The 12861-nt window shown below is 76.2% G+C and carries 8 protein-coding genes; 5 read left to right on the top strand and 3 right to left on the bottom strand.

Annotation, left to right across the window (positions count from 1 at the left end; genetic code table 11):
* Positions 1–50: 50 nt before the first annotated feature.
* The 4 genes from pcp (at position 51) to ACSNOH_RS10540 (ending at position 8341) form a co-directional block, all read left to right on the top strand.
* The gene (gene pcp, locus ACSNOH_RS10555) at positions 51–695 is read left to right on the top strand and encodes a pyroglutamyl-peptidase I (RefSeq protein WP_436721026.1); all 645 of its coding nucleotides are present in this window, start codon (positions 51–53) and stop codon (positions 693–695) included.
* A 67-nt stretch (positions 696–762) separates the two neighbouring features.
* Positions 763–2286, top strand: a complete 1524-nt coding sequence (locus tag ACSNOH_RS10550; protein ID WP_436720996.1) for a hypothetical protein — start codon at positions 763–765, stop codon at positions 2284–2286.
* A 357-nt stretch (positions 2287–2643) separates the two neighbouring features.
* A complete protein-coding gene (locus tag ACSNOH_RS10545; RefSeq protein WP_436720995.1) occupies positions 2644–3546 on the top strand; it encodes a hypothetical protein in 903 nt (300 codons plus the stop codon).
* 61 nt (positions 3547–3607) lie between these two features.
* Complete coding sequence (locus ACSNOH_RS10540; RefSeq protein ID WP_436720994.1) at positions 3608–8341, top strand: hypothetical protein; 4734 nt, start codon at positions 3608–3610, stop codon at positions 8339–8341.
* 42 nt (positions 8342–8383) lie between these two features.
* Here the strand turns inward: ACSNOH_RS10540 and ACSNOH_RS10535 are convergent, their stop codons facing one another.
* From ACSNOH_RS10535 to ACSNOH_RS10525, 3 genes are all read right to left on the bottom strand, one after another.
* Positions 8384–9016: a hypothetical protein gene (locus tag ACSNOH_RS10535; protein WP_436720993.1), complete on the bottom strand. Its 633-nt coding sequence runs from the start codon at positions 9014–9016 to the stop codon at positions 8384–8386.
* A gap of 12 nt (positions 9017–9028) precedes the next feature.
* Positions 9029–10144, bottom strand: coding sequence for an L-histidine N(alpha)-methyltransferase (locus ACSNOH_RS10530; protein ID WP_436720992.1), 1116 nt, complete (start codon positions 10142–10144; stop codon positions 9029–9031).
* A 106-nt stretch (positions 10145–10250) separates the two neighbouring features.
* Entirely contained in the window at positions 10251–10604 is a 354-nt protein-coding gene (locus ACSNOH_RS10525; protein ID WP_436720991.1) for a hypothetical protein, read from the bottom strand.
* 256 nt (positions 10605–10860) lie between these two features.
* Between ACSNOH_RS10525 and ACSNOH_RS10520 the strand changes: the two genes are divergently transcribed.
* Positions 10861–12861 (top strand): sensor histidine kinase (locus tag ACSNOH_RS10520; RefSeq protein WP_436720990.1); only part of this gene is annotated, 2001 nt, incomplete at its 3' end.

Genomic DNA, 12861 nt, shown 5'->3' with positions numbered 1-12861 from the left:
CGCGGTCCGACGGCCCGCCGGGAGGGAAACCCAGCGCCATGCCCAGCGCCATGCCCCGCGTCCTGCTCACCGGATTCGAACCCTTCGGCGGGGAGGAGGTGAACCCCTCCTGGGAGGCCGCCCGGGCGGCCGCCGCGCGCCCGCCCGAGGGGCTCGTCCTGTCCACCGCGCGGCTGCCCTGCGTCTTCGGCTCGGCCCTCGACGCGCTCCGGGAGGCCGTCGAGCGCACCGCACCGGACCTCGTCCTGTGCGTGGGGCAGGCGGGCGGCCGCCCCGACGTCACCGTCGAGCGCATCGCCGTCAACATCGAGGACGCCCGCATCCCCGACAACGCGGGCGCCCGGCCCGTCGACGAGCCCGTCGTCCCCGGCGGGCCCGCCGCCTACTTCTCCACCCTGCCGGTCAAGGCCTGCGTCGCGGCCGTCCGGGAGGCCGGGCTGCCCGCGTCGGTCTCCCAGACCGCCGGCACGTTCGTCTGCAACCACGTCTTCTACGGCCTGATGCACCTCGCCGCGACCGAACGCCCCGGCCTGCGGGGCGGATTCGTCCACGTCCCCTACGCGCCCGCGCAGGTCACCGACCGGGCCCTGCCCTCGCTGCCCGTCACCGCCGTCGCGGAAGCACTCTGTGTGATCGCCGTCACCGCCGCGGGGCGCACCACGGACATCCGTGCGGAAGGCGGAGCCACACACTAAGGACGTGGCGGACATTCCGCCCGTGCCGTTTCGTCCGTTGTCGGTGTGACCGCCTACTCTGTGCGACGTGACTTCTCCAGCCCCGGCGACCGTTCCGCCCCAGCTCAACGGGCCCTCGCGGCCGGCCCCGGGCCCGGCCGCCGACGAGGGCCTGGCCCGCCGGCTGCGCGCGCTCGCCTGCACCGCGCCGCTGCACGACCTGGACGCCCGCAAGGCCAACCTCGCGGGCGAGTACGGCGTCTACGCCATGGCGGAGGTGGCGCTCGCCGCCATCGACCTGGTCACGCTCAACATGGACTTCGACACCGGCGCCGACCACGAGCAGATAGTGGCCCGGCTGCAGCCGCGCGTCGCCGCCCAGGCGCCGGAGCGGCCGCAGGCCGAGCACGAGCGGGTGGCCCGCTGGGTCCTGGAGAACCTCATCAACGTCGGCAGCGTCGACCGGGGCTTCCGCGCCGTCTACGGCACCTTCGGCGCTGACGGCGTCTACGTCCGGCGCGACTACGACTTCAAGCTCGTCGAGGAGGTGCCCGGCCCGGGCGGCACGGTCTTCCTGCGCACCACCGACGAAGCCGTCAACGTCCTCGTCGGCGCCCTCGACACCGACGTCACCAGCGCGCAGATCGCCGCCGAGGTGAAGCTGGAGGTCCTCATCAGCCGGGGCCGGCTCGCCGACGCCCAGCTCGCCGCGGAGCAGGCCCGCTACCGCACCGTGCAGTACGCCGAGACCCTCCGCAAGACCCTCGACGCCACCCGGCGCAACGTCCGCGCCGTCGACTGGCTGCGGGCCGTCCCCGACATGATCGCCGAGGCCCTCGACCACGTCGCCGAGCGCTACCGCCACGAGAACGCGATCCTCACCAACATCCGCAAGGCGCGCGACGAGGCCGAGGACCCCGAGCACAAGCGCCGCGCCGCCGAGCTCGTCGACATCGTCAAGGACTGCATCCGCCGCCACACCCAGCTCCAGTCGCGGCTCCTGGAGGCCGGCCCCCTCTTCCGCGCCGAGCAGGACCGCCAGGCCTTCGCGGTCTCCACGGGCCGCGCCGGTCTCGACCTCTACGGGCAGCTGCTCGCCCCCGTGCTGCCGCTGCCGCTCGAAGAGGCCGGGCGCGTCACCGACGCCTTCTTCGCCCGCGGCGCCGGGCTGCGCACCCCCGTCTCCGTGCGCGTCGCCGACCTCGTCGGCATACTCCTCAGCCCGCCCGCCGAGCGGGAGCACCTCGGCGCGGAGATGCCCGAGCCGGACCTCATCGCCACGCCCGACGACAGCCGCTTCAGCGAGGAGCAGCTCGCGAGCGCCATGGAGCTGCTCACCCTCCCGCCCGACGCCCCGCGCCGCCTCTCCGGGCTGCTCGCCGACGCCCGCCGCCGCGACCCCGAACTGCCCTACCTCGTCGCCCTGCTGGCCGTCCACGCCGCGAGCCCCGCGGTCGGCACGGCCTACCGCCAGGGCGAGCAGTCCCTGCTCTTCGCCGTCGACGACGGCACGGTCCTCGACGACCCCGAATTCGGCGGCGCGGACCTCATCGTGGGCACGGCCCTGCTGGACGCGGCGGGCATGGCGGCGGACCGCGCGGAGGCGTCGTGACGGGGCGCGTGCGGCGGGTGGTGCGAAGCCGTGCCGGGCTCGGCACCGCGGCTCGCCTGCGGCGGGCGGCCCGGGATTGCGCGCGGCCCGACCGCGCGGGCTGCCCGCGGCCGGCGCCGGCGGCTCGCGACCGGTCCGGCACCGCCGGTCACGTGGGCGGGTGGCCGAGCGTCGTCACGGCGGGGCAGAGGTGCCCCGGTCCCGCCCTTTCACCGTTTCCCGGGACTGGAGCCCCGGCCCCCGGCGGCCCGGTCGGCTCGCCCCCGGACCCCGCCGCAACGGCGCGCAACCACCGCGGCGCGGCCCGGCGGTGCCCGACCGACCACACACCATGGACCACCACCAGGAGCAGCAACCGTGACTGAGTACGACGCCGACCCCACGGTGCAGCCGGATGCCGGCGAGGCGGAGGCCCCCGCGGCGAGCGGAGCCGGCACCGTCACCCCGGCGGACGCCGCGGACGCCGCCCGCCTGGTCGCGTTCGGCCTGCAGCCCAAGCTCGTCCCCGCCCGCGACGCCGAGTACGCCGAGCTGCTGCGCCGCCACCGCGACGACCCCGCGTTCGCGCGCCTCGCGGACGCCGTCGCGGCCGGCCTCGGCCTGGTCGTCCTGGAGGTGTCCACGCGCGCCGGCATGGCCGTGACCGCCGCGGAGGACTCCGTCTTCGCCGTGCGCATGGGCGACTACGCCCGCCGCGCCACCGTCGACTCCGGCGACCGCTTCCTGCACGGCCTCGCCCACCTCGCGGTCGCCGCCCTGGCCTTCCCGCGCCCGGAGGACCTCGCCGACGACGGCTACATCGGCCGGATCACCGTCAACGGCGTCGACGCGTTCGTCCGGCAGGCCTGCCGCCGCCTGGAGGAGCGCGCCGCCGAGCAGGGCGAGAACACCGACCCGGCGACGGACGCCCCCGGCCTGGAGGCCGCCTGGCGCGTCTACGCGCGCCGCAGCGCGACGGGCGCCACCAAGGACGCCCGCCGCCTGGCCGGCTCGACCACGGGCATCATCGCCAAGGCCGTCGCCTTCCTCGTCGACTCCGGCTTCCTGCAGCGCACCGGCGACGACGCGGGCGGCGCCTACCGCACCACCGCCCGCTACCAGCTCCAGGTCCGCGACATGGCCGGCAGCGCCGCCATGACCGAGCTGCTGGAGCTGGGGGTCGTGCCCGTCGGCGACGGCGGGGCGACGCTCCTGCCGCCGGACGACGCCGACGACCTCGACCTGGTCGCCGACGCGGGCCTGCCCTTCCACGCCTCCTGACGCCTCCCGGCACCTCCAGACACCTTCTCCTCCCACTGCGACAAAGCGAGAGTCCGCCGCCATGTACGAGCTGTCCCGGGTCCGCCTCTACTCCATCGGGCCCGCCGGTGCGCGTTACGCCGACACCGTGCTCGACCTCCGGGGGGTCGGCGCGCCCGTGCCCACCCCCGCGCCGACGCAGGCGGAGTTCTTCGAGGAGGAGCCGGTGGGGCCGCCGCGCCGCCCCGCCCCGGCCGGCGTGCTCTTCCTGGAGAACGGCGGCGGCAAGTCCGTCCTCCTCAAGCTGATCTTCTCGGTCATGCTGCCGGGCCACCGCAACACCCTGGGCGGCGCCAGCTCCGGCGTGCTCCGCAAGTTCCTGCTGGCCGACGACTGCGGGCACGTCGCCCTGGAGTGGCAGCACGTCCTGACGGGCGAGACCGTCGTCGTCGGCAAGGTCAGCGAGTGGCGCGGCCGCCAGGTCTCCAACGACCCGCGGAAGTTCGCCGAGGCGTGGTATTCCTTCCGCCCCGGCCCGGGCCTCAGCCTGGACGCCCTGCCCGTCGCCGAGTCCACCGCGATGCGCGCCCCCGACGGCACCTCCGGTGCCCGCGGCCGGCGCCGCACGATGAAGGGCTTCCGCGACGCCCTCACCGAGGCCGGCAAGGCCTACCCGCACCTGGAGGTGGTGTGGGAGGAGATCCACGAGCGCTGGAACGAGCACCTCGGCGAGCTCGGCCTGGACCCCGAACTCTTCCGCTACCAGCGCGAGATGAACGCCGACGAGGGCGAGGCCGCCGGCCTCTTCGCCGTCAAGAACGACTCCGACTTCACCGACCTGCTGCTGCGTGCGGTCACCGACACCCGCGACACCGACGGCCTCGCCGACCTCGTGCACGGCTTCGCCCACAAGCTGGGCCGCCGCGCCGAACTGACCGCCGAGCGGGACTTCACCGCCGGCTCGCTCGACCTGCTGTCGCGCATCGCCGACGCCGCCGTCAAGCGCGACGAGGCCCGCGGCGTCCACGCCGGCGCCGAGCGCCGCACCCGCGCCCTGGCCCGCCGCCTGTCCGCCCGCGCCTTCGAGGAGCGCGGCCGGGCCGCCGAGCTGGCCGAGCAGGTGGCCGCGGCCGCCCACGCCGTCACCGACGCCGAGACCGAGCGCGGCCGCTCCTCCCTGGTGGCCGCCGAGATCGCCTACCGGCACGCCTCCCTGGCCCTGGCCGCCGCCGAGAAGGCCGCCGCCGCCCAGCGCCGCGAGCTCAACGACGCCCGCACGCTGCACTCCGCCTGGCAGGCCGCCGAGACCGTCCTGCGCCACCGCGCCGCCGCCGACCGCTCCGCGCGCGTCGCCGCCGCCATCCGCGAGGCCGAGCGCGACGCAGCCCCGGCGCTGGCCGCCCGCGCCCGCGCCGCCACCGAGCTCGTACGGGCCCTCAACACCGCCGCCGAGACCGGCGAGCAGCGCGCCAACGAGGAGGAGGAGCGCTCCGCGGCCCTGCAGGAGGCGAGCGAGGCCGCCCACCGCGACGCGACCGCCGCCGCCACCGAGGCCCAGCGCGCCCGCAGCGAGGCCGGGCACCTGCGCCAGCGGCTGGCCGAGGTCGAGCAGGAGACCGCCGAGGCCGTCCGCGCCGGCTGGATCGACGACACCGGCCCCGACGCCGACCCCGCGCGTGCCGCGCTCGCCGCCAGCGACGCCGAGAAGCCGGCCGTCGCCGCCTACGAGGCCGCGCGGGAGGCTGCCCGTCAGGCCGCCGACCGGGCCAAGGAGACGGCCGCCGCCGAGAGCCGCGCCGAACTGGCCGCGGCCCGCGCCGCGGACGCCGCAGCGGCCGCCGAGGCCGCCCACGACGCCGAGCGCCGCGCCGCCGAGTCCATCGGCGCCGAGCAGCGCCTGACCGAGCTGCTGGGCCTGCCCGAACCGGCCGCCTCCGGCCAGGTGCCCGGCCCGCGCGCCGAGTCCGGCCCGCACGGCGGCGACCAGCCGCCCGCCCCGCGCCGCTCCGCCGAAGGCGGACCGGAGGCCACGGGCGCGTACTACCCGGGCGCGGTGCGCGCGGCCGCCGCCCGCGCCGGCGCCCTGCGGCCGACCGGCCCCCTGACCGCCGAGGAGCTCGACCGCAACGCCGACGCGCTGCGCGAGCTGCTCGACGAGAGCGTCGCCGCCTCCGAGCGGCAGCTGTTCGACCTGCGCACGGCCGCCGCCGACGACTCCCGCATCCTCGGCGCCCTCGGCGACGGCGGCCTGCTGCCGCCCCGCCCCGACGTCCTCGCGGCCGTCGAGTACCTGGGCGAGCACGGCATCCCCGCCCTGCCCGGCTGGCGCTACCTCGCCCAGGCCGTCGACCCGGCCCGGCACGCCGCCGTCCTCGCGGCCCGCCCCGAGCTCGTCGACGGCGTCGTCATCACCGACGCCGACTCCCACGCCCGTGCCCGCGACGTCCTCGGCGCGGCCTCCCTGCTGCCCCGCTCCGCCCTCGCCGTCGGCACCTCCGAGGCCCTCCTCGCGCCCGTGCCGGAGACCGGCCGGCAGGACACGGACGTCTTCCTCGTACCGCCGAACCCGGCCATGCACGACGAGCGCGCAGCCGACGAGGAGCGCCACACCCTGCGCGAGCGGGCCCTCGCCCGCGACGAGGAGATCCGCGCCATAGCGGCCCGCCTCGCCGGCGACCGCACCCTCGCCGCCCGCCTCGCCTCCTGGCGCGCCGGCTGCCCGGCCGGCCGCCTCGCCGAGCTGGCCGCCGAGGCCGCCCGCGCCCGCGCCGCCGCCGACACCGCCCAGGAGGAGCTCGCCGGCCTGCGCGCCGCCCGCGCCGAGGCGGAGGAGACCGCCGCCGAGGCCGCCCGCGTGCGCGACGAGCGGCAGGAGACCGCCCAGCGCGCCCGCCGCGTCGCCGACGCCCTCGCCGGCCTCGCCTACCGCCTGCGCGAGCGCGCCACCTGGCAGACGCGCGCCCGCGAGCTCGCCGAAGAGGCCGCCGAGGCCGAGGAGCGCGCCGCCGTCTGCGTCGACCGCGCCCGCGCCGCCGACGAGGACCGCCGCGCCGCCCAGCGCGCCGCCGACGACGCCCGCCGCACCGCCCGCGCCCTGCGCGCCGAGCGCGCGGAGATCGCCGGCGCCCCCGACGAGCTGCCCGAGGCCGGCGAGCCGCCCACGGCCTCGCTGCCCGCCCTGCGCGAGGCCTACCGCGCCGCCTCCCAGGTCTACGAGAAGGTCGGCGTCGGCGCCGACCTGCGCGCCGAGCAGGCCCGCGCCGAGAGCGACGAGAGCGCCGCCCGCAACGAGCTCGACCGGCTCACCAACAAGGTGCGCACCCGCGCCGCCCAGCTCCTGGAGGGCACTGAAGGCGCCGACGGTCCCTCCCGGCAGGCCGCCGCCGCCCGCGCCGAGGAGCTCGTCCAGATGCTGGAGAGCCGCGCCTCCGCGGCCAGCGAGCAGCTGGGCCGGCTGCGCGGCGAGGCCGAGCGTCTCGCCCCGGCCGACGGCGACGCCCACACCGAGCTGCCCGAGGAGCTCGTCCCCGGCGACGCGGACCGCGCCAAGGAGCTCCTGCGCACCGTCACCGGCGAACTCGCCGCCCGCACCGACGCCCTGGAGAGCGCCCGCACCGCCCACGCCGGCTTGCTGCGCGCCCACCGCGCCGCCGAGGAAGCCGCCACCGGCTTCGACGACACCGCCGCCCTCCTGCGCGACCTGCTGCGCGACAACTCCCCGGAGGAGGAGAGCGAGGAGCCCGAGCCGTACGCCGGAAGCCTGGAGGAGGCCCGCCGGGCCGCGGCCGAGGCCCGGCGCTCCCTGCGCGGCTGCGCCGGCGACCTGTCGGCCGCCGAGTCCGCCGTCCGCGAGGCGAGCGACGTCCTCGTCCGGCACGCCAACTCCACCCGCTACGAGCAGGTGCGCACCCCCGCCCGTCAGCAGATCCGCGAACTGCCCGCGGCCGCCCTGCCCGAGCACGCGGCCGCGTGGGCCGAGGCGTTCGCGCCCCGCCTGCGCGTGCTGACCGACGAGCTGGAGCAGCTGGAGCGCAACCGCGACAGCATCGTGGACCGGCTGCGCGGCCTCGTGGAGTCCTCGCTCACCACCCTGCGCTCCGCCCAGCGCCTGTCCCGGCTGCCGGAGGGCCTGGGGGAGTGGTCGGGCCAGGAGTTCCTGCGCATCCGCTTCGACGACCCCGACCAGTCCACCCTCACCGAGCGGCTGGGCGAAGTCATCGACGAGGCGACCCGCTCCGCCGTCAAGAAGAACTCCGACCTGCGCCGCGACGGCATGTCCCTGCTGCTGCGCGGCGTCCAGGCCGCCCTGCAGCCGCGCGGCGTCGCCGTGGAGATCCTCAAGCCCGACGCGGTGCTGCGCGCCGAGCGGGTGCCCGTCCGGCAGATGGGCGACGTCTTCTCCGGAGGCCAGCTGCTGACCGCGGCCATCGCCCTGTACTGCACCATGGCGGCGCTGCGCAGCAACGACCGCGGCCGCGACAAGCAGCGCCACGCGGGCACCCTGTTCCTCGACAACCCCATCGGCCGCGCCAACGCCACGTACCTGCTGGAGCTCCAGCGGGCCGTCGCGGACGCCCTCGGCGTCCAGCTGCTGTACACCACCGGCCTGTTCGACACCACGGCCCTGGCCGAGTTCCCGCTGGTCATCCGGCTGCGCAACGACGCGGACCTCAGGGCGGGCCTGAAGTACATCAGCGTCGAGGAGCACCTGCGCCCGGGCCTGCCCCAGCAGCAGGACCCCGACGGGGAGCAGGTCCACGGCCAGATCACGGCGACGCGGATGTACCGCCGCCCGGCGGAGGACGTCCCTGCCTGACCTGCCGGGCCCGGGGCGCGGCCCCGGGCCGGCCGGCCGCCGTCAGCCGGGCGGCTGCAGCACCGCCGCGACCCCGCCCTCGGCGTACCGCCCCCGCAGCAGCTCTTCCAGGCTGCCGCGCAGCCGCCGCAGCCCGTCGAGCTGCCCGCCGGGGCGGTGCATGGAGTCGTCGATCGCCAGCAGCTCCTCCGGCGGCACCCGCGCGACGTACGTGCGCAGCTCGGTGAGGTCCAGCCGCCGGTTGAAGTCGTGCACCGCGTCCCGCCAGCGGTGCAGCAGGGCGACGAGCTCGTCGTGCCCGGGCGGGGAGAACGCCCCGGACACCAGGGCGGCGTCCGTCGCCGACTGGATCAGCCGGGGATAGACGCGGGCCCTGGGCGCGAGGCGGTCCAGCGGCGCGAAGCCGGTGCCGAGCAGCTCGGTGTTCCTCACCAGCTCGACGGCGAGGGCGTGCAACGCCTGGGCGCGCCGCTCGCGGGCGGCCGCCCGCCGCTCGGCGTACACCCCCGTGATGGCGGCGACGAGCGCGAGAGCGGACGTGGCGGGCTCGAAGCGGCCGTCGCGGCCCTGGGCGACGCTCAGCCACCAGCCGCAGATGCCCAGCGCGAGCAGCAGGCAGGCGATGGTGGCGGCGGCGAAGAACTGCCGGCCGAAGTGGCCGAGGATCCCCGACACGGTGACGCCCCGTCAGTCGAAGGGGTTGGGGCCGTCGGGCCGCACCCCGTCGCCCTTCGCCAGGAGCAGCAGCGTCATCCCGAACGCGGGCCGGTCGAAGGGGGCGTGCCCGGTCTCGTGGGTCTCGCCCACCGTGGTGACCCGGGCGTCCAGCAGCATCTTCTCCAGCCCGGCCCGGGTGTACTTCCGGCTGAGCAGCAGGCGGATGGTGTCCTGGTCGGGGAACGGCACCGTGCTGCGGTCGGGCAGCGTCAGCTCCAGCTCGGCGCCGGTCCGGTTGCGGTAGATCACCTTGATCATCAGCGCCCGGTCGTCCTCGACGAGCCCCTCGCAGGTGAGGCTGTTCATGTCGATCTGCAGGTCGGTGTACTGCAGCAGGGCGCTGGTGACGAACTCCCGGAAGCGCGGGCTGTTCTCGTACTCCTGCGCGGCGGCCCGGGCCGCCACCTCGTCCTGCCCGGCCGTGGCGGCCACCTCCAGCAGGAAGCGGTCCTGCGGCCGCAGGAGCTTCTCGGCCAGCAGGGTCAGCAGCTGGGTGTCGCTGTCGAAGTTCGCCAGGGTGTTGCCCAGCAGCGAGTACACCACCGGCTCGTCGCCCACCGTGCTGCGGATCAGCGTGCCCAGCCGGTCGAGGTTGGCGGGCAGGGAGAAGTCCAGCTGGACGGGGAGCACGTCCGCCGGCGGCACGTGCAGGTGCTGCAGCGCCTCGCGCTGGGCGAGGCGCAGCATCTCGGCGCTGACATCCACCGGGAGGTAGCAGCCGCAGCGGCCACGGCTGTCCAGGGAGCGCAGCAGTGCCTGGTCCTTCTGGCCGGTGCCGGGCCCGAGGCTCACATAGTGCAGCGGCCCCTCCGGGAGCCGCTCGCTCAGGCCGCGCCAGCGCCGGCTGAAGGAGGCGATGCTCTCGCGCATCACCGGGTAGTACAGGTCGTTGCAGGCGTGGGCCCACGCCACCGTCGACTCCAGGCCCCAGTACGAGAAGCCCGAGGTGATCAGCTTGCCCGAGCCCGACGGGTCGAAGCCGCGCCGCAGCCCGGCGGTCACCTGGGCCAGCTTGCCCGACTGCTCCTCACCGACCAGACACACCGTCCAGCCGGCGTCCCGGAGGATCTCCGGAATCCGATGCACCGCCCGGTCCCGCTCCGCCATCCGTACATCCCCCCATGGCCCGTCCGCCCGCCCCGTGCCCGGTGTACGCCACCGTCAACTCCCGAACCTACCCGGCAGTTGACGATCAGGGGAAGCCGGGACGGCGGGCCCGTCTGCGCGCCCGCGCCGTACTGCTGGGCACGGACACCACTCCGTACCGCTGCCGCCACACCTGCCGCGTCACCCACACGTCCAGCACCGCCCAGGTGGTGGCCACCACGCTCGCCAGCGTGCACAGCAGGGCCGGCAGGGCCAGCCACGACCCGGCCAGCGCGAACAGCGCCGCCACCATGCCCTGCACCAGCGTGAAGGCCACGAAAAGCACCGCGCGCACCGCGGCCGTGCGCACCGGATCCGGCATCCGGTGCCTGCGGGCGGGCTCCTCCACCCACAGCGGCGGTCGCGCCCGGTGCGACGGGACGTCATGCTCCCGCTCCACGACGGCTCACCCCCTCGTCGGCGGACCCGCCGACTCCCGTGCCGAAGGCCGGCCCGTCGGCGGCCGGCTCCCACCACAAGAGCGAAGGGCGGTGCCCGATAGTTCCCATGGGCAGGGAATTACCGCCATACGGGTGGCCGTCCCGGCGGTCCGATCACCGTACTGGTCTTCGAGTCCCGTACCGCGCAGTAGTAGGCTCACGCCGCATTGTTGTCGGAGGACCACGCCCCGGAGCGGGGCCGACGTTGGGGAGGCCATGCGCTTTCGCGGGAAGTCCATCCGCCGGAAGATCGTGGCGCTGCTGCTGGTGCCGCTGGTGTCGCTCACCGGCCTGTGGGTCTTCGCCACCGTCATCACCGGCACGGAGGCCGCCCGTCTGCTCTCCGCCGCCGAGGCCATCCGCACGGCAGCCGTCCCCGCCGAGGACCTCGTCCGCGCCCTGCAGAAGGAGCGCCGCGCGTCCCTCGTCCTCCTCGCCGCCCCGGACCGCGCGGGCAACGCGGCCCTCCTGCGCGACCGGCAGTCCGCCACCGACAAGGCCGCCACCGCCTTCCGGGCCGGCGCCGCGAAGGTCCGCGACGACATGAGCCCGGCCACGGACGTCCGCTACCGGCGCATCGAGAAGGCCCTCGGCGACCTCGGCGGACTGCGCGGCAAGGTCCGCGACGGCTCCATCGGCCGGCCCGGCGCCTTCCAGGCCTACAACGACCTGGTCGAGCCGTACTACGCCTTCCTCGGCAGCCTCGGCGCCTTCGAGGACGCCGAGATGGACAAGCAGGCGCGCGCCCTCATCGGCGTGGCCCGCGCCCGCGAGGCGCTCTCCCGCGAGGACGCCCTCCTCGCCGCCGCCCTCACCGCCGGCACCATGAGCCGCCAGGACCTGCGGGCCGTCTCCGACCGCGTCGCCGAACGGCAGATCCTCTACAGCACCAACCTCGCCGTCCTCCCGGCTGGCGACCAGAAGATCTACGAGGAGTACTGGCGCGGCACCGCCCCGCACGCCCTGCGCGCCGCCGAGGACACCGCGATCCTCGCCGGCTCCTCCCGCGCCCCGCGGACCATCGCCCCGCAGAGCTGGGAGAAGACCGCGGGCGTCGTCCTCGACGAGCTCGCCCGGATGAACACCGAGGCCACCCACCGCTACGCGAACCGCGTCGAGCCCATCGCCGTCCGCGTCCTGACCAAGGCCGCCGTCGCCGGCGTCCTCGGCGCCGCCGCGCTCGTCTGCTCCCTCGTCATCTCCCTGCGCATCGGCCGCGGCCTCGTGCGCGACCTGCGGCAGCTGCGCAAGGAGGCCCACGAGGTCTCCGGCGTACGGCTGCCCGCCGTCATGCGCCGCCTGGCCGCGGGCGAGAAGGTCGACCTCGCGGCCGAGGCCCCGCTGCGCACCTTCGGGCCCGACGAGCTCGGCCAGGTCGGCAAGGCCCTCAACACGCTGCAGCGGGCCGCCGTCGAGGCCGCCGTCAAACAGGCCGACATGCGCCGCGGGGTCTCCGACGTCTTCGTCAACCTCGCCCGCCGCAGCCAGGTGCTGCTGCACCGTCAGCTCACCCTCCTCGACGCCATGGAGCGCCGCACCGAGGACACCGAGGAGCTCGCCGACCTCTTCCGCCTCGACCACCTCACCACGCGCATGCGCCGCCATGCCGAGGGCCTGGTCATCCTCTCGGGGGCGGCCCCGGCCCGGCAGTGGCGCAAGCCCGTCCGGCTCATGGACGTCGTCCGGGCGGCCGTCGCCGAGGTCGAGGACTACGAGCGGATCGAGGTGCGCCGCCTGCCGCGGCTGGCCGTCCGCGGCCCCGCGGTCGGCGACCTCACCCACCTCGTCGCCGAACTCCTGGAGAACGCCACCGTGTTCTCCCCGCCGCACACCGCGGTGCAGGTGCACGGCCAGCGCGTCGCCAACGGCTTCACCCTGGAGATCCACGACCGCGGCCTCGGCATGCCCGCGGACGCCCTGCTGGAGGCCAACCTCCGGCTCGCCGAGACCCCCGAGTTCGAGCTCTCCGACACCGACCGGCTCGGTCTGTTCGTCGTCAGCCGCCTCGCACGCCGCCACGACGTCAAGGTCACCCTCCAGACCTCCCCGTACGGGGGCACCACCGCCGTCGTCCTCATCCCCCTGGAGCTGCTGACGGAGGACGGGGACGGGGCGGGCGGCGGCTCCCGCCCCGGGGACGAGGACACGGGCGAGCAGCTCCTCGCCCACGGCCGCCGCGTGGCCGCCTTCCCGCCGCCCGCCGCCCGCGTCCCGGCC

The sequence above is a fragment of the Streptomyces sp. URMC 127 genome (assembly GCF_051386535.1).
Classification (GTDB): Bacteria; Actinomycetota; Actinomycetes; order Streptomycetales; family Streptomycetaceae; genus Streptomyces.
The sequence above is the reverse complement of the archived record's forward strand: the minus strand, read 5'-3'. Positions and strand labels throughout refer to the sequence as shown.

Excerpts from the sequence above, each read along its gene's own strand:
- pcp (WP_436721026.1), top strand. The coding sequence starts at position 51 with ATGCCCCGCGTCCTGCTCACCGGATTCGAACCCTTCGGCGGGGAGGAG.
- ACSNOH_RS10540 (WP_436720994.1), top strand. The coding sequence starts at position 3,608 with ATGTACGAGCTGTCCCGGGTCCGCCTCTACTCCATCGGGCCCGCCGGT.